We start from the raw sequence: 15,879 nt of genomic DNA, 5'->3' as shown, positions 1-15,879 counted from the left end.
GCCGATGCTGCCGGGATCGACAGTCGAATGTCCGGCGTCAGCGTGGGTGGCGAACGTGCAGCGGACCGGCACCACGGCCCTCCGAACCCTCGCGCGCGACCTCTGGAGCGGCGGGCGCGGGTGGATACTCCTGGGCGTCGCCGGCGGGTGGTTCCTCTCGCTCGGCGTCCGCCTCGTGTTTCCCGCCCTCCTCCCCCATCTCCGCGAGGCGTTCGACCTCGGATTGACCACCGCGGGCCTCCTCATAACCGTCCTGTGGGTCGCCTACGCGCTCGGGCAGTTCCCCGGTGGGATCATCGGCGATCGCCTCGGCGAGGGCAACGCGCTCGTGATCAGCACCCTCGTCTCGGGGACGATGATCGCTATCGTGGCCGTCTCGAACACGGCGCTGGTGCTCTTTCTCGCGACCGCCCTGTTCGGCTTCTCGACGGCGCTGTTCGGCCCCGCGCGCTTCACGATCCTCTCTGGGATCTACGACGAGCGCGACGGCACCGCTATCGGCCTGACGCTCTCGGCGGGCGAGGCGGGCAACGCGATCCTGCCGGTCGTCGCGGGCGCGCTGGCCGCCGCCGTCTCGTGGCGACTCGGTTTCGGTCTCATCGTTCCGCTCTTCTTCCTGATGGCGGTCGTCCTCTTCCGGGTCGTCCCCGGCCAGGTGAACGAGGGCAGCGCGGTCGACAGCCTCTCGGTTGCGACGTTCGGCTACGTCGCCCGCGGGATCGCCGAGCGATCGATCCTGATCGTCACCGGCGTCCACGTCTTCCTCTTTTTCGTCTATCAGGGCTTTACGGGCTTTTACCCCACCTACCTCGTCGAGGTGAAGGGACTCTCGCCGGGGATCGCCGCGGGCCTGTTCGGCCTCTTTTTCGCCAGCGGCGTCGTCGTCCAACCGCTCGCCGGGGCCGGCGGGGATTGCTTCGGCACCCGCCCGACGCTGTACGCCGTCATCGGCGTCACGACGCTCACGCTCGCGGCCCTCCCGTTCGTCGACGGCCTCTCGGGGATCGTCCTCGTGACGGTCGTCGCCAGCGCACTGCTCGGGGTGACGCCGCTGACCCAGACGTTCCTCGTCAACGCCCTGCCGGAGGATATGAAGGGCAGCGGTCTCGGCCTCCTCAGAACCGGCCAGATCGCGCTCGGGGCGACCGGCCCGTTCGTCGTCGGCGCCGTCGCCGACCTCGGATTCTTCGACGGCGCGTACCTCGGCCTCGCCGTCGTCTCGGGCGCGGGTATCGTGCTGACGGCGCTCGTTCCCGACGACTAGCACACCCGTTAAGGCGCCTCGCTACGAACGCCCCGCCATGACTCTCGAAACGATGCGTCCGAACCCGACGTGGGACCCGAAGGCACACGAGGCCGAACTCGAACCCTTCAGACGACACGCCGAGGACCTCACCATCAGAGTGTGGGGCGGCGACTGGTGTGGCGACTGCCGGGCGGTACTGCCCGATCTGGGTGCGGCCCTCGACGCGGCGGGGATCCCCGACGAGCGAATCCACGAGTACCCCGTCGAGAAGCGCGAGGACGGGTCAAAGAAGGGTCCGAAGGTCGAGGAGTACGGCATCGAGTACATCCCGACGGTGATCGTCGAGCGTGACGGCGAGGAGGTCGCTCGGTTCGTCGAGAGCGAGCCGATCCCGGCGGTCTCGTTCCTCGCGGAACAGCTGCGCGAACTCGAAGCCTCCGCCTAACTCGCGGGGTCGAGGTCGGCGGCCCACTCCAGGGCCTCCTCGATCCCCGTGACCGGCGGCGAGCAGGTGAACGACCGACAGACGTAGGCGGTCGGCTCTCCCTTACTCTCCCGTTTCGCCCAGATCGGCGGCGCTTCGTCGAGTTCCAACTCGTCGAGCCACTCCTCCAATCCGTCCTCGGTCGGCGGCCGCCGCGCGAGGATCCGCCCGGGAAGATAGGCATCTCCTATGCTCTCGCGCCACTCCTCCGGGACCTCCTCGGCGGCGACCGTCAGTTCGAGCGACCCGTTCTCGAAGCGATCGGCGACCAGCGCGAGCGTCGCGTGTTCGAGCGGATTCCCCCGAATCCGGTCGCCGTGCCGGGCGAGAACGCGTTCGACGATCCCCTCGAAATCGGCGTCGGCGAAGTGCGAGAGGGAAAGGAGGACGTCGCAGGCGACGCCCAGGCTCGACGGGGTCGACTGGTCGCCCAGTTCCTGCGGGCGGGCGACGAGTTCCTCGCCCGCCTCGGGCGTGAAGTACAGCGTCTCCCGATCCGCGTCCCAGAACTCCCGCTCGATCGCCCGCGCGAGGTCGAGGGCGAACGTCAGGTGTTCGAGTTCGCCGGTCGCCTGGTAGGTGTCGAACGCCCCGCGAGCGAGGAAGGCGTAGTCCTCGAGGTAGCCGTCGATCTTCACCTCTCCGTCCTTGAACCGCCGCGAGAGCCGTTTCCCCTCCGCGTCCCAGAGGTGTTCGCGGACGAATTCGAGGGCCGAGACGGCGCGCTCGGCGTACGCCTCGTCGAGGGTCAAACCGGCCTCGGCGAACGCCGAGACCATCAGGCCGTTCCAGCCCGCGAGCACCTTCTCGTCCCGGCGCGGCCGCGGGCGTTCCTCGCGGGCCTCGAACAGCCCCCTTCGGGCCTCGTCGAGTCGCTTCTCGACCTCGCCCTCGTCCATGCCGTACTCCTCGGCCAGCGACCCGACGCTCCGCGAGAGCGTCAACACCGTCCTCCCCTCGAAGTTTCCTTTCGAGCGGACCCCGTAGCGCTCACAGAACAGTTCGGCGGCCTCCTCGTTGAGGACCTCGTGGACCTCCTCGGGCGTCCAGACGTAAAAGGCGCCCTCCTCGCGTTCGCCCGTCTCGGGGTCCTCGCTCTGGGCGTCGAGCGTGCTGTAGAACCCCCCCTTCGAATGCCCGAGTTCCCGGTCGACGAACGCGAGGGTCTCGCGGACGACCTTCGCGTAGCGTTCCTCACCCGTGGCCTGATAGCCCGCCAGATAGGTTCGGGGGAGTTCGGCGTTGTCGTAGAGCATCTTCTCGAAGTGCGGGACGACCCACTCGCGGTCGGTGGCGTAGCGGTGGAAGCCGCCGCCGAGGTGGTCGTACATCCCTCGACTACTCATCGCGTCGAGCGTCTCGCGCACGACCTCGCCGTAGGGTCGCCGTCCGGTGCGGTCGTGCGCGCGCAGGAGGACCTCCAGTCGGGCGGGCTGGGGGAACTTCGGTCCGCTCTCCCCGAACCCGCCGTGCTCGCGATCAGCACCCCGCAGGGCGGCGTCCGCGGCCTCGATCAGCACGCCCTCGGGGCGCGTGCCTGCTTCAGGAACCTCCTCCAACTGGTCGGTGATCGCGCGGGTCCACTGGTCCGCCCGGTTCTCGATTTCGTCCCTGTCGGTCTCCCAGCTCTCCGTGATGTTCTCCAGCAGGTCGCCGAATCCGGGCATCCCCTGTCGGGACTCGCGCGGGAAGTACGTCCCCACGTAGAAGGGCCGGCCGTCGGGCGTGAGCCACACCGACAGCGGCCAGCCGCCCCGTCGGGTCACGAGTTGGCAGATCGTCTGGTAGATGCTGTCGAGGTCGGGGCGTTCCTCCCGGTCGACCTTGATCGGGACGAACCCCTCGTTGAGCTTCCTCGCTATTTCCTCGTCCTCGAAGCTCTCCTCCTCCATGACGTGACACCAGTGACACGCCGAGTACCCCACCGAGAGGAAGATCGGCACGTCGCGATCCTCGGCGGCGTCGAGCGCCGCCTCGTCCCAGGGCTGCCAGTGCACCGGGTTGTCGGCGTGCTGTCGGAGGTACGGGCTCTCCTCCTCGCCGAGCCGGTTCCGGTCGATCGTGCTCATGGATCGCGATAGGAGGTCACGGCAGGTAAACGTGGCCACAGGGCTATGTGGTCCGACGCCGTACCATACGCATGGACGAGAGGAGGGACGACGGGCTGGGATCGGTCTCGGGGCTCCCCGACGAACTGGGAATCGACGACGATCTGGCACGGGCGGATCAGCGCGCGACGGTCCGCGTCGAATCCAGGCGCTACGGCAAACCGGTGACGATCGTCGGGGGGCTGGACCCGCGGGCGATCGATCTGAAGGAACTCGCCTCGGAACTCAAACGCGCGCTCGCGGTCGGCGGCACCGTCGAGGAGGGGCGAATCGAACTCCAGGGCGATCACGCGAAACGGGTGCCGGACCTCCTGCGCGAACGCGGGTTCGAGGTGGCCTGAGGCGTGTGTACCCTCCTCTTCGCGTGGCAGGTTTTCGAGGACGCTCCCGTGGTGATCGCGGCGAATCGTGACGAAGCGATCGGACGCCCCTCCCACCCGCCCGGACTCTACAGCGAGAACCCGCGCGTGATCGCCCCCTGGGACGAGCAGGCCGGTGGGACGTGGATCGGGTACAACGCCTTCGGAGTGACGGCGGTGATCACGAACCGCTGGATCGACGACGAACTGGCCGCCGAGCGCTCGCGGGGCCTGCTCGTCGGAGAGGCCCTCGAACGCGAATCGGCCGAGGACGCCGCCCGGTTCGTCGAGCGGTCCGTGAGGGAAGTCGAGTACGACGGGTTCAACCTCGCGCTGATCGACGAGAACGCGGCGATCCTGCTGGAGTGGGACGGCGGACTTCGGGTAAGGAACGTCGACCCCGGCGTCCACGTCGTCGTCAACGTCGGCGCGGACGGCGACTTCGAGGTCCCTGCCTCGCGTTCGGCGTTCGGCGAACGACAGGCCGAAAACGCCCGGCGGGCGCGCGAGGCGCTCCAACCCGACCCCGGCGAGCGTTCGGGGGAGTGGCACGGCCGAGCGGCCGAGATCCTGCGGGATCACGACTACGGCTTCTGCGTTCACGCCGATAGCTACGGGACGCGCTCGTCGTCGCTGATCCGGGTGAACGCCGAGGGCGTCGAGTACCGGTTCGCCGACGGGCCGCCCTGCGAGACCGAGTACGAACCGGTGGATCGACACGTCTTCTAAACGTGGATCGGCGAGGAGGTCCGTGGTGGCGGAGTCGTCACGGGAGCGGTAGTAATCGGGCGGGAGAAGCAGGCAGCGTTCTTATCAGCCCACAAACCGATCTATGAGTATGGTACTCGATACCGTGATCGTGTTCCTGATCAGCCTGCTGGTCGGGAGCCTCGGGATCTACGTCGGTGTCAGCCTCGCGACTAACGAAGCCATCGGGTTCGGGGGTGCGGCCCTCACCGCGCTGTTGGGCGCGCTGGCGTGGGGGATCGTGAGCCTCGTCCTCGGCGGGATCCCGCTCGTCGGCGCGCTGCTGGCGCTCCTCGCGTGGATCGGCGTGATCAACGTCCGCCATTCGGGCGGGTGGGGGACGGCGGCCCTGATCGGGATCGTCGCGTGGCTCGTCGCGGGGGCCGTCCTCTACGTGCTCGCCGGAATCGGGCTCGTCTCGGCCTCCGCGGTCGGGATCCCGGGCGCCTGATACCGTCGGCCGTAAGTGCGTAATCACCGCAGGGAACGCGCGGCCGAGCTACCGATGACGTCGGCCAGTTCACCACGAGTCACGCTCGGAGAGTTACAGCCGACGGTGGGAGGCGTCCCGATCACTCCTCCGCCCGGAGGCTCGGCACGTCCCCGGGCGTATCGAAGTCGTGGAAGTGCTCGCCCTTCTCCTTCGTGAGGATCGAGAGGGCGGCCGCCCCGCCGTCGCCCGCGGAGATGATCGCCTGCCACTCCTCGGCGCGGACCATCGCCCCCGTCGCGTAGGCGTCCCCGACGCTCGTCTCCATGTCGAGGCCGACGTCGATCGTCCCCTCGTCGGTGGTCTCACAGCCCAGTTCCTCCGCGAGGTCGCGCTTCGCGCCGGTCGCGAGGACGACGTACCGCGCGTCGTACTCGTCCTCGTCGGTGGTGACGGTAAAGCCCTCGTCGGTCGGTTCGACCCTGGAGACCTCCTCCTCGCGCAGGTCCGCGCCGCGGTCCTCGGTCTGGCCGCGGGCGATCGCCATGAACTCGCTTCCCCCGATGCTCCGGACCCCGAGGTAGTTGAACAGGTGTGCCTTGTACATCCACGTCCCGTCCGTGTCGAACACCACGGTGTCGAGCCCGTTTTTCGCGGCGAACAGCGCCGCGCTCAGCCCCGCCGGACCGCCGCCGACGATCGCTACGTCGCTCATGCGATTCCAGACGGGGAGACCGTCAATAAGCCTACTGGGCGGCGATCGATAGATAAGTACCAGATGTACTGAGTAACTATTAAATGGATCTTTTCATTGGTAGCAAATGGAATGTTCGATACTACCATACTGCAGTTGGGGGGGCAGGGTCCCCTTGTTTCGCTCCTGGCTGGAATCGTAGCGATCGTCCTGTTGCTAGTCGTCCTTGACTTGCCGCCGTTCATCGCGCTCGTCGTCGCAGGACTCGTCGTCGGCATTGTCACGCCGGAGGTCGCGTTCGCCGATATCCCCGGCGAGTTCGCCACCGCGTTCGGTGAGAACATGGCCGGGATCGGGATCCCGATCCTCATGGCGGCGGTCATCGGAAAATCGATGATCGAAAGCGGGGCCGCTGATCGCATCGTCCGCGGGTTTAGTTCGGTCGTCGGACAGGATCGGACCGAGCTATCGCTGTTCGGGAGCAGTTTCGTGATCGCGATACCCGTCTTCTTTGACAACGTCTTCTACCTGCTCGCACCCCTCGCGCGGGCGGCCCGATCCCGGACGGGCGGGAACTACGCGCTGTTCATCGTCGCCGTGGGGGGCGCCGGCGTGGTCACGCACGGGTTCGTTCCGCCGACGCCCGGCCCGCTCCTCGCGGCGGGCGAACTCGGCGCCAACCTCGGGACTACGATCATTATCGGGATCCTCGTCGGGATCCCGACCGCGCTCGTCGCCGGTCTCGGATACGGCTACTGGATCAATCGCCGGATGGACATCCCGCTGCGCGACGCGATGGGAACCTCGGTCGACGAACTCGAGGAGAAGGTCAACACGCCGACCAGCGCCCTTCCGGGTCTGTTCGAGTCGCTGCTCCCGATCCTGCTTGCGGTCGTTCTCGTGGCCGCGAACACGGGCGTCGAGACGTTCGTCGGCGAGGAGAGCGCACCGGCGGCCTTCACGGGATTCTTCGGCGATCCGAACTTCTCGCTGACGGTCGCCGCGCTGGTGGCGGCGTTCACGTTCTACCGCATGAGCGACCTCTCCTCGGAGACGTTCTCGGACGAACTCACAGAGGCGCTCAAGAGCGGCGGTAACATCGCCGCGATCACCGCCGCCGGTGGCGCCTTCGGTGCGATGCTCGCCGCGGCGGGCGCGGGCGAGTACATCGCCGGTGCGCTGGAGAACGTCGGATTCGGGATTCTCGTGACGGCGTGGATAATCGCCGCCGGCGTGCGCGTCGTCCAGGGATCGGCGACGGTCGCGATCGTCACCACGGCCGGTATCATGGCCCCGTTCACGGACCAGTTGGCGGCCAATCCCGCCTACATGGTGATGGTGATCGGCGCGGGTGCCTCGTTCCTTTCGTGGTACAACGACAGCGGCTTCTGGATCGTCAAGGAGATCGGGGGGCTCACACAGGCTGAGACGCTCAAAACCTGGACCGTGTCGACGATACTGATCGGGGTCGTCGGTCTGATCACCTCGCTCATCTTCGCGACGGTCCTTCCGCTCGCCTGAGGAGGTCGGAAGTCCGTATCTAAAAACCGGAAGCGGTTTCGCAGTCCAGGTTATCGCATGTCGACTTCGCGTTTCTCCCAGTCCTTCTCGAAGAGGTTGATCGTGTGGACCCCCTCCCCGGTGTAGGCGTGCTCCTCGACGACGTCGTGGTCGAGTTCGATGCCGAAGCCGGGACCGTCGGGCACCTCCATGAAGCCGTCCTCGACGACCAGCGGCTCCGTGAGGAGGTCGTCGACCCACTCGACGTCGTAGGTCTGGAACAGCTCCTGGATCATGAAGTTCGGTACCGTCGTACAGAGGTGGGCGTAGATCGCCGACGCGACCGGGCCCTGCGGGTTGTGCGGCGCGAAGCTGACGTGATCCGCCTCCGCGAGGCCGGCGATCTTTTTGCCCTCGGTGAGCCCGCCCGTGTTCATCAGGTCGGGCTGGATGATGTCCACGTCGGTTCTGGTCACGAGTTCGAAGAAGTCGTGTTTCGAGATGTGGCGCTCGCCGGTCGCGACCGGAATGGGCGACTTGTCGGCCACCTCGGCGAGGCTGTTGATCGAGTCCGGCGGGCAGGGCTCCTCGAACCACGTGGGCTCGAACTCGTCGAGCTTTCGGGCGACATCGACGGCCTGCCCGGCGGTGAAGCGCCCGTGACACTCGATCAGGAGGTCGACGTCCGGGCCGACGGCCTCCCGGACCGCACGAACGATCTCGACGGAGTGGTTGAGGTCCTTCTTGGACATGCGCTGCCAGGCGGTTCCGAAGGGGTCGAACTTCATGGCGTCGTAGCCGTCGGCGACGACGCGCTCTGCGGCCTCGGCGAACCCCTCGGGTTCGCCCTCGGCGTCGGTGTACCAGCCGTTGGCGTACGTGCGCAGGCGGTCGCCGTGGACCTTCCCTCCTAAGAGGTCGTAGACGGGTTCGTCCAGCAGTTTGCCCTTGATGTCCCAGCAGGCCATGTCGACCGCGGAACAGACGGTGGTGTTGATGACGTTCTTCGAGAACCACTCGTCGCGGTACATCTCGAGCCAGATCCGCTCGGTGTCGAAGGGGTTCTGGCCGACGAAGTAGTCCGACATCTCCTCGATGGCGGCGGCGACGGTGCGAGGCTTGTCGTGGGTCGTCGCCTCGGCGAGGCCGGTCACGCCCGCGTCCGTCTCCAGTTCGACGAACACCCAGGGTTTCCAGGGGTTCGCGACGATGTACGTCTCGACGTCCGTGATCGCTACGTCCTTCATGCTCGGGTAGCCAATCGGACCCGGGATAGTAAAACTCCGGGCACGGACGGGGACCGGGTGAGCCGTGTATCGCGCCCTCGCATCCGCCCGTCGAAGGACAACCTTTACCCCACGGCCCGCGCGTCTCTCAGCCATGTCAGAGACCGTGCTGCTGGTCGGTGGCGGCGGGCGCGAACACGCCATCGCGCGGGCGCTCGAAGGAAGCGACTGCGACCTCTATGCGTGTGCGGGCAACCGGAACCCGGGGATCACCCGGATCGCCGCGGGATTCGAGACGCTCGACGCCACGAACGCGAGCGCCGTGACGACCTACGCCGAGGAGGTCGGCGCGACCCTCGCCGTGGTCGGCCCCGAAGCGCCGCTGCAGGCGGGGGTGGCCGACGCCCTATCGGAGGCGGGCGTCTTCCCCTTCGGACCGAGCGCCGAGGCCGCGCGCATCGAGACCGACAAGGCCTACCAGCGACGGTTCATGCGCGAGCACGACATCTCGGGCTGTCCGGAGTTCGAGACGTTCGAGAGCACGGAGGAAGCCTGCGAGTACATCGACTCCTCGACTACTGACCTCGCCGTGAAACCCGCCGGACTGACGGGCGGAAAGGGCGTGAAGGTCATCGGCGATCAGGTGACCAAGGAGGAAGCGAAGGCGTACCTCCGCGAGGAGGAATACGAGAGAATCGTCCTCGAGGAGCGGTTCGTCGGCGAGGAGTTCACCGTCCAGGGCCTCGTCGCGAACGGCTCGCTCAGAGTGACCCCGGCGGTTCAGGACCACAAACGCGCCTACGAGGGCGACGAGGGGCCGAACACGGGGGGAATGGGCTCGTACAGCGACGCGGGCCTCGAACTCCCCTTCATGACCGAGGACGACTACCGCGATGCGGTTTCGATCCTCGACGAGACGGTCGCGGCGCTGGGCGACTACACCGGTGTTCTCTACGGGCAGTTCATGCTGACCGCCGACGGGGTGAAAGTGATCGAGTTCAACGCCCGCTTCGGCGACCCCGAGGCGATGAACACCCTCCCGGTGATGAACACGGACTTCCTCGACGTGCTCGTCGCCGCCCGCGAGGGCGAGGAGCTTCCCCAACTGTCGTTCGCCCCCCGTGCCACCGTCTGTAAGTACGCCGTCCCCGAGGGCTACCCCGTCGACCCGCAGGGCGGGACCCGGATCGCCGTCGACGAGGAGAGCGTGGCGCGGGCGGCGACCGGGAACGCCGAGGCCGCCCTCTTCTACGCGAGCGTGGACGAGCGCGACGGGGGTATCTACACCACCACCTCGCGCGCGTTCGCCGTCGTGGGGATCGCCGAGAGCATCGCCCAGGCCGAGGAGATCGCCGAGGACGCCCTCTCGGAGGTCGAGGAGGGCGTCCGGATCCGCCACGACATCGGCACCGAGGACCTGGTCCGCTCGCGGATCGACCACATGAGCGACCTCCGCGGCGAGTAGCCGGCATACGCAGGGATAACGACGAGGGGGATCCCCGTGGTGTCACGTCGCATGGACGATCACGCACGCGACGAGTCGCCGTGGCTCGCGACGACCGACGGCCCACGATTTTCGGCGCTCGACGGCGACCGAACCGTCGACGTTGCGGTCGTCGGTGCCGGCATCGCGGGGCTCTCCACCGCCGTACACCTCGCCGAGGACGGGATCGACGTCGCGGTGATCGAGCGCGACCGGGTCGGGGCGGCGGTGACGGGCCACACCACCGCGAAGGTCACCTCCCAGCACGGCCTGAAGTACGATCACCTGCTCGACACCGTGGGCGAGGAGCGCGCCCGCCAGTACGCCGAGGCGAACCAGGACGCCCTCGAGGAAGTAGCGGAGCGAAGCGAGGGCTTCGACGCCGAGTTCGAGCGCGCGCCCGCGTACGTCTACGCCGACGATTCGGACGGGCGCAGGCAGGTCCGCGACGAGGCGCGGGCGGCCGAACGGCTGGGACTGCCCGCCGCGTTCGTCGAGTCGGTAGACCTCCCCTACGAGACGGCGGGCGCGGTCCGATTCACCGAGCAGGGCCAGTTCCACCCCCGGAAGTACGTCCTCGGACTGGCCGAGCGGATCGAAGAGGAGGGCGGCGAGGTGTTCGAGGAGACGCGCGCGACCGACCTCGACGTCGGCCAGCCCTGCGAGGTCGAGACCGAATCCGGAGCCGTCACCGCCGAGCACGTCGTCTGTGCGACCCACTTCCCGGTCTTCGACCGCGGGGGCTACTTCGCGCGGATGAAGACCAAGCGCTCGCACGTCGTCGGGGTGCGGGTCGCGGGCGATCCCCCGGAGGGGATGTACTACAAGGCGGGCGATCCCTACCGGTCGATCCGCGTTCACCGATTGGACGGCGAACCGCTCGTCCTCGTGGGCGGGGAGAACCACGAGACGGGACGGGGCGGCTCGACGAGAGAGCGCTACGAGCGTCTGGAGGGGTTCGCCCGCGAGCAGTTCGACGTCGAAGAAGTGGCGTATCGCTGGTCGACGCAGGACTACAAACCGTTCGACGCGATCCCATACGTCGGCCGACTCGGGCCCGTCGGGAAGAACGCGTACGTCGCCACCGGCTTCGGCGGGTGGGGGATGACCGGCGGCGTCGCGGCCGGGCGGATCCTCGCGGGGCTGATACGCGACGGCGAGCACCCGCAGGCCGAGGTGTTCTCGCCCGCGCGGGTCACCGGAGAGTCGGCGACGTCGTTCCTGACGCACAACGCCGAGGTCGGCGCACGGTTCACCGCCGACTGGGCGCGCTCGCTTCTCGCCGACGAGGAGGCGACGCTCCGCGCCGGCGACGGGACGGTCGTGCGGACCGACGACGGGCCGGTCGCCGTCTCCAGATCCGAGTCGGGGGAGTTGAACGCCGTCTCCGCGGTCTGTCCGCACATGAAGTGCGTGGTGCGCTGGAACGACGGCGAGGGCAGTTGGGACTGCCCGTGTCACGGCTCGCGCTTCACCCCCAGGGGGCGGGTGCTCGACGGGCCGGCGATCGAGGACCTCCCGCGCCGACGGGCGCGTGAAAAGTGACTGCACGTGCCGGCCCACCCCTTTCGGCCGCGGGCGCGCTGGGTTCGACCATGGGAGAGGACGACGATCCGGCCTACGGCAGCGACGACGTGAAAAACGAGGACGGACAGTACGGCGGCACCGAGGACGGCGGCGACGAGAAGCGAAGCGCCGGCGGCGAAACGGACGAGAACGCGGAAGATCACGAGGACGAGGAAGAGGGTGAGGACGAGGAGGCGCTCGGGCAGGACGAGACCGACCCCGAATAACACTAGTTCAAGGGGCGCTCGGGCGTACGGGGGGCCGTGAGCGACGAGACCCCGCCCCGCCACGACCGCGTGACCCGCCACCCCACCCCGGACCGCGCGAACTCGCTGTGGCACTGGCCCGACGCGCGCCACCCCCTCCGAGTCGCGCTCAACTACCTCGCCATCGTGCTGGCGCGCCATTCGCCGAGCCTCAGGCTGAAGAACCGGCTGCTCGGGGGGATCGGCGTGACCGTCGGCGAGGGCGTCTCGTGGGGGCTCGAATCCACCCCCGACGTCTTCTGGCCCGACCTCATCACGGTCGAGGATGACGCGATCATCGGCTACGACGCGACCCTGCTGTGCCACGAGTTCCTCCAGGACGAGTACCGGACGGGGCCCGTCGTGGTCGGCGAGCGGGCGATGGTCGGCGCGGGCGCGGTCGTCCTCCCGGGCGTCGAGATCGGAGCGGAGGCGCGCGTGGCGGCCAACTCGCTCGTGATCGAGGACGTCCCCCCGGGCGCGACGGTCGCGGGCGTTCCCGCGGAGGTGCGCGATCCCGGCGAGTGACGGCCACGGGTTGAAGGGCGCCTCGCCGATACGATTGGGTATGGAACCGTCCGAGTTCTACACGATCGTCCGACAGCAGGCGAACCTCGAATCGGCCGAGGAGGCCGAGGCGGCCGCGGACGCGGTCCTCGAGACGTTCGCCGAACGCCTCTCGCCGGGCGAGAGCGAGGAGATCGCCGAACGATTGCCCGACGAGCCCGCCGGCGCGATCGGCACCGACGACGAGGGCGAGGACTTCGGGCCCGAGGAGTTCCGAACCCGGGTCGAACGCCGGGCGGGGATCGACGAGGACCTCGCAACTCGGGCCACGCGGGCGACGGTTCACGCCCTCGAGGAGGCGGCCGGCGAGGCCTTCACCGACGTCCGCGAGCAGTTCCCCGCCGAGTACGACGACCTGTTCGGGGGCGCGTCCGGCTCGTAGGCGACCGGCGAACGAAAGCGATATTTTAACTGTCGACGCGCGGCGACCGTCGCACATGGACATCAGCGAGGTCGCGACTGACGAGTACGTCGCGGTCGACCCCGACGAGCGGATCGCGAAGCTCAAACCGTACTTCGAGGACGAGCACCGCGACGGCGTGTTCGTCGTCCGCGACGGCGAGTGCGAGGGCGTCATCACGCCCCGGGAGTGGCTGCGCTCCCATCGCGACGACGACACCGCCGCCGAACGCCTCGCGAAGGCCGTCCCCCGGTTCGATCGGACCGCGGACGTCCGGGACGTCGCCCGCCAGCTCGTCGAGAGCGAGACGCGGATCGCCCCCGTCTACGTCGAGGGGGAGCTGTGGGGCGCGATCACGCAGGACGCCATTCTGGAGGCGACCCTCGAGAACCTCGACGTACTGGAGGTGCGCCAGATCATGACCGAGGACGTGGTGACGATCTCGACCGACACCACCCTCGGGACGACGATCAACAGGCTGCGCGAACACGGCGTCTCGCGGCTGCCGATCGTCGAGGACGGGCGGCCCGTCGGGATGGTGACGACCAAGGACATCGTCGACTTCGTCCTGCGCAGTGCCGACCGCCCCACCGAGGGGACGCGCGGCGGCGATAGCGACGCCCTGCTCGACATCCCCGTCTACGACGAGATGAGCCGGCCCGCCGAGACGACCGGCCTCGAGGACACCGTCGCCGAGGCCGTCCGCACGATGTTCGAGTACGGCTACGACGGGCTGATCGTCTCGCCGGAGTACGACGAGCGCGTCGCGGGCGTGCTCACGAAGACCGACGTGATGCGCGCGCTGTCGTACACCGAGGCGGAGGGGATGGACGTCCAGATCACCAACGTCGACGCGCTCCGTTCGACCTCGCGCGAGGAGGTCGGCCGGCGCATCCGGGCGATCAGCGACAAACACCGGAACATGAACGTCCACCACGTCCACGTCCGGTTCAAGGAGCACAAGGAGAGCCTCCGTGGGCGGGCGCTCTACCGGTGTGGGATCCGGATGCGGACCAACGAGGGACAGATCGCCGGCACGGGCGAGGGCTACGGCGGCGACGAGGCGTTCTCGCTCGCGCTCGAGACGCTCGAACGCAACGTGCTGGACAGGAAGGGCAAACGGAGCGACGAGGAGTACCGCGGACAGCTCCTGCGGAAGCTGGGCGAACTCTAGTCGCGCGACCGACTCGCGCCCTCCTCGAAGACCGCTCTATTGGGAACGATGTACTCGGTGCCGTCGTCCTCGATCCGGGTGACGAACAGTTCGACCTCCTGGACGACGCCGGTTCGCTCGCCGATCGTCACCCGGTCGCCGATCCCGTAGGGCTGGTTCAAGAACAGGTACAGCCCGGCCGCGCCCGAGGCCAGCAGGTCTCGGCCCGCGACCCCGATGAGGAAGACCAGTCCGAAGACGTAGACCGCGAGCAGGACGAGCAGGGCGTTGGTGGCGATACCGAGTTGGCCCATGGCGATGAGGACCGCGACGTAGATGACGCTGTACTTGGCGACCGTGCCGACGAGGCCGACCTCGGGGAACTTCACCCCTCGAAGGCGCTCGTCGATCAGCACGTCGACCTTGTCGCCGGCGACGATGCCGGCGATGACCACGAACAGCGCGATGAACGCCCGCGGGAGCAGCCAGGTGACTTCGGCGAACAGCTCGCTCACGTCGAGCACGCCCGCGACGTAGAGCGCGAGCATGAGGCCGACGCCGTAGAGGAACCACGAACTCAGCCGCGAGACGACCGAGACGGTCGAGCTACCCAGCCCCTGGGCGGTGCGCTCGAAGGCGGTCCCCTCGACGAGTTCGCCGACGCCGATCGCCGTCAGGACCTGTTTCATCAGCTGACCGAAGACGTACCCGAGGACGACGACCCCGACGAACACGGCCAGTGCGAGAACCAGCGGTTCGCGCAGGACCGATACCTGCATCAATACTCCTCCGGATCGATTTCGAGGACGAGTTTCCCGCCCTTGAACGCCCGGACCAGCCCGTCGCTCTCGGAGAGGACGATCGAGGTGGCGTTCGTATCGCGCGTGATCGCCCCGCCGGCCATGTGGCGCGCGCCCAGTCCCTTCGGGATGTCGATCCCCTTCGCGTCGGGTTCGAGATACCGGTAGGCCGAAACGATCTTGCCCGAGTCGCTGATGACGAACGCGCCGTCGAGCCGCGAGAACTCCTTGAGCATCACGTTGACGATCGGGTCGCCGACGTGGACGTGGGACTTCTCGAAGGGGTTGTACGAGAGGGGACGGGACTTGTTCATCACGTTGCCCGCGTCGCCGACAACGAACAGCGCGCCCACCGGCTTTCCCTTCTGTCCCTTCTTCCCGAGGTCGATCGCGACCTCGAGGACGCTCCGGATGACGCCCGGTTCGGCCCGCGAGTTGACGAACAGGTCGTAGAGCTCCGAGTGGACCGACTCCTCGGCGCGCACCCGCGAGACGGTGTCGATCTCGTCCTCGAAGACGCTCGTCGCACAGACGACGACGTCGCCCTCCTCGACGTAGCCGTCGCCGACGGCCGCGCCGATCCCGAACCGGACGAGGTCCTCGATGTCCGAGAAATCGAGCGGGATCTCGACGAACGTGCCCGCGTCGACCGCGTTCTCGGTATCGACGACGATCACGTCGAGGTCGGTCTCGCTTTCGACGAACCGATCGTACAGCGATCCCGTGGGCGAAAAGAGCGCGACCGCATCGGCATTCTCGACGATACCGGAGAGCAACTCGGAGACGATGTCCATTGGCGATAACTCACTCAGCGCGCGCGAAAAGCGTTGTGGCACGCTTCAGCCCGTCCGATGGGTGGCTGACGAGTACG

At 68.0% G+C, this 15,879-nt stretch carries 17 protein-coding genes; 12 read left to right on the top strand and 5 right to left on the bottom strand.

Annotated elements, in window-relative coordinates; translation table 11 throughout:
* Window positions 1-55: 55 nt before the first annotated feature.
* Both QRT08_RS03435 and QRT08_RS03430 read left to right on the top strand, forming a co-directional pair.
* Window positions 56-1,264, top strand: coding sequence for an MFS transporter (locus QRT08_RS03435; protein ID WP_286044466.1), 1,209 nt, complete (start codon window positions 56-58; stop codon window positions 1,262-1,264).
* 37 nt (window positions 1,265-1,301) lie between these two features.
* On the top strand, window positions 1,302-1,691 hold the full coding sequence (locus QRT08_RS03430; protein ID WP_286044464.1) for a YbbN family protein: 390 nt from the start codon (window positions 1,302-1,304) through the stop codon (window positions 1,689-1,691).
* On the opposite strand, the gene QRT08_RS03425 is transcribed toward QRT08_RS03430, so the two are convergent.
* A complete protein-coding gene (locus QRT08_RS03425) occupies window positions 1,688-3,799 on the bottom strand; it encodes a thioredoxin domain-containing protein (protein ID WP_286044463.1) in 2,112 nt (703 codons plus the stop codon). The genes QRT08_RS03430 and QRT08_RS03425 overlap by 4 nt on opposite strands.
* 71 nt (window positions 3,800-3,870) lie before the next feature.
* On the opposite strand from QRT08_RS03425, the gene yciH reads away from it, so the two are divergent.
* The 3 genes from yciH to QRT08_RS03410 all read left to right on the top strand — a co-directional run bounded on the left by yciH (window position 3,871) and on the right by QRT08_RS03410 (window position 5,395).
* Window positions 3,871-4,179 carry a stress response translation initiation inhibitor YciH gene (gene yciH, locus QRT08_RS03420; protein WP_286044461.1) on the top strand — a complete coding sequence of 103 codons (309 nt, stop codon included), beginning with the start codon at window positions 3,871-3,873 and terminating at the stop codon, window positions 4,177-4,179.
* Between the two features lie 3 nt (window positions 4,180-4,182).
* The gene (locus QRT08_RS03415) at window positions 4,183-4,926 is read left to right on the top strand and encodes an NRDE family protein (protein WP_286044460.1); all 744 of its coding nucleotides are present in this window, start codon (window positions 4,183-4,185) and stop codon (window positions 4,924-4,926) included.
* Window positions 4,927-5,035: 109 nt separating this feature from the next.
* Window positions 5,036-5,395 (top strand): hypothetical protein, encoded by a 360-nt coding sequence (locus QRT08_RS03410; protein WP_286044459.1) that lies wholly within the window; start codon window positions 5,036-5,038, stop codon window positions 5,393-5,395.
* A 121-nt stretch (window positions 5,396-5,516) separates the two neighbouring features.
* Here QRT08_RS03410 and QRT08_RS03405 read toward each other — a convergent pair whose 3' ends face one another.
* Entirely contained in the window at window positions 5,517-6,089 is a 573-nt protein-coding gene (locus tag QRT08_RS03405; protein WP_286044457.1) for an NAD(P)/FAD-dependent oxidoreductase, read from the bottom strand.
* Window positions 6,090-6,200: 111 nt separating this feature from the next.
* Between QRT08_RS03405 and QRT08_RS03400 the strand changes: the two genes are divergently transcribed.
* A complete protein-coding gene (locus QRT08_RS03400; protein ID WP_286044455.1) occupies window positions 6,201-7,589 on the top strand; it encodes a GntP family permease in 1,389 nt (462 codons plus the stop codon).
* Between the two features lie 50 nt (window positions 7,590-7,639).
* Here the strand turns inward: QRT08_RS03400 and QRT08_RS03395 are convergent, their stop codons facing one another.
* Complete coding sequence (locus QRT08_RS03395; protein WP_286044453.1) at window positions 7,640-8,815, bottom strand: mandelate racemase/muconate lactonizing enzyme family protein; 1,176 nt, start codon at window positions 8,813-8,815, stop codon at window positions 7,640-7,642.
* Window positions 8,816-8,948: 133 nt separating this feature from the next.
* On the opposite strand from QRT08_RS03395, the gene purD reads away from it, so the two are divergent.
* Genes purD through QRT08_RS03365 form a run of 6 tightly spaced genes read left to right on the top strand, consistent with a single transcriptional unit; the run spans window position 8,949 to window position 14,229 of the window.
* Entirely contained in the window at window positions 8,949-10,259 is a 1,311-nt protein-coding gene (purD, locus tag QRT08_RS03390) for a phosphoribosylamine--glycine ligase (protein ID WP_286044451.1), read from the top strand.
* A 51-nt stretch (window positions 10,260-10,310) separates the two neighbouring features.
* Window positions 10,311-11,822, top strand: a complete 1,512-nt coding sequence (locus QRT08_RS03385) for an FAD-dependent oxidoreductase (protein WP_286044449.1) — start codon at window positions 10,311-10,313, stop codon at window positions 11,820-11,822.
* Window positions 11,823-11,872: 50 nt separating this feature from the next.
* The gene (locus QRT08_RS03380; protein WP_286044448.1) at window positions 11,873-12,070 is read left to right on the top strand and encodes a hypothetical protein; all 198 of its coding nucleotides are present in this window, start codon (window positions 11,873-11,875) and stop codon (window positions 12,068-12,070) included.
* Between the two features lie 36 nt (window positions 12,071-12,106).
* Window positions 12,107-12,616, top strand: a complete 510-nt coding sequence (locus QRT08_RS03375) for an acyltransferase (RefSeq protein WP_286044446.1) — start codon at window positions 12,107-12,109, stop codon at window positions 12,614-12,616.
* A gap of 40 nt (window positions 12,617-12,656) precedes the next feature.
* Window positions 12,657-13,037, top strand: a complete 381-nt coding sequence (locus tag QRT08_RS03370) for a DUF2267 domain-containing protein (protein WP_286044445.1) — start codon at window positions 12,657-12,659, stop codon at window positions 13,035-13,037.
* A gap of 55 nt (window positions 13,038-13,092) precedes the next feature.
* A complete protein-coding gene (locus tag QRT08_RS03365) occupies window positions 13,093-14,229 on the top strand; it encodes a CBS domain-containing protein (RefSeq protein WP_286044443.1) in 1,137 nt (378 codons plus the stop codon).
* Here QRT08_RS03365 and QRT08_RS03360 read toward each other — a convergent pair.
* Both QRT08_RS03360 and dacZ read right to left on the bottom strand, forming a co-directional pair.
* A complete protein-coding gene (locus QRT08_RS03360) occupies window positions 14,226-14,987 on the bottom strand; it encodes a mechanosensitive ion channel domain-containing protein (protein WP_286044441.1) in 762 nt (253 codons plus the stop codon). The genes QRT08_RS03365 and QRT08_RS03360 overlap by 4 nt on opposite strands.
* Window positions 14,987-15,802 carry a diadenylate cyclase DacZ gene (dacZ, locus tag QRT08_RS03355; RefSeq protein WP_286044439.1) on the bottom strand — a complete coding sequence of 272 codons (816 nt, stop codon included), beginning with the start codon at window positions 15,800-15,802 and terminating at the stop codon, window positions 14,987-14,989. Before dacZ ends, QRT08_RS03360 begins: the two co-directional genes overlap by 1 nt.
* Window positions 15,803-15,879 lie beyond the last annotated feature (77 nt).

Origin of the sequence: Halalkalicoccus sp. NIPERK01 (genome assembly GCF_030287405.1) — an archaeon.
Taxonomy (GTDB): Archaea; Halobacteriota; Halobacteria; order Halobacteriales; family Halalkalicoccaceae; genus Halalkalicoccus.
The sequence above is the reverse complement of the archived record's forward strand: the minus strand, read 5'-3'. Positions and strand labels throughout refer to the sequence as shown.

What these genes read in the sequence shown, in the direction of transcription:
- QRT08_RS03410 (WP_286044459.1), top strand. Translation starts at nt 5,036, where the DNA reads ATGGTACTCGATACCGTGATCGTGTTCCTGATCAGCCTGCTGGTCGGG.
- QRT08_RS03405 (WP_286044457.1), bottom strand. Translation starts at nt 6,089, where the DNA reads ATGAGCGACGTAGCGATCGTCGGCGGCGGTCCGGCGGGGCTGAGCGCG.
- dacZ (WP_286044439.1), bottom strand. Translation starts at nt 15,802, where the DNA reads ATGGACATCGTCTCCGAGTTGCTCTCCGGTATCGTCGAGAATGCCGAT.
- QRT08_RS03370 (WP_286044445.1), top strand. Translation starts at nt 12,657, where the DNA reads ATGGAACCGTCCGAGTTCTACACGATCGTCCGACAGCAGGCGAACCTC.
- QRT08_RS03425 (WP_286044463.1), bottom strand. Translation starts at nt 3,799, where the DNA reads ATGAGCACGATCGACCGGAACCGGCTCGGCGAGGAGGAGAGCCCGTAC.
- yciH (WP_286044461.1), top strand. Translation starts at nt 3,871, where the DNA reads ATGGACGAGAGGAGGGACGACGGGCTGGGATCGGTCTCGGGGCTCCCC.
- QRT08_RS03385 (WP_286044449.1), top strand. Translation starts at nt 10,311, where the DNA reads ATGGACGATCACGCACGCGACGAGTCGCCGTGGCTCGCGACGACCGAC.
- QRT08_RS03380 (WP_286044448.1), top strand. Translation starts at nt 11,873, where the DNA reads ATGGGAGAGGACGACGATCCGGCCTACGGCAGCGACGACGTGAAAAAC.
- QRT08_RS03360 (WP_286044441.1), bottom strand. Translation starts at nt 14,987, where the DNA reads ATGCAGGTATCGGTCCTGCGCGAACCGCTGGTTCTCGCACTGGCCGTG.
- QRT08_RS03395 (WP_286044453.1), bottom strand. Translation starts at nt 8,815, where the DNA reads ATGAAGGACGTAGCGATCACGGACGTCGAGACGTACATCGTCGCGAAC.
- QRT08_RS03365 (WP_286044443.1), top strand. Translation starts at nt 13,093, where the DNA reads ATGGACATCAGCGAGGTCGCGACTGACGAGTACGTCGCGGTCGACCCC.
- QRT08_RS03400 (WP_286044455.1), top strand. Translation starts at nt 6,201, where the DNA reads ATGTTCGATACTACCATACTGCAGTTGGGGGGGCAGGGTCCCCTTGTT.
- QRT08_RS03430 (WP_286044464.1), top strand. Translation starts at nt 1,302, where the DNA reads ATGACTCTCGAAACGATGCGTCCGAACCCGACGTGGGACCCGAAGGCA.
- purD (WP_286044451.1), top strand. Translation starts at nt 8,949, where the DNA reads ATGTCAGAGACCGTGCTGCTGGTCGGTGGCGGCGGGCGCGAACACGCC.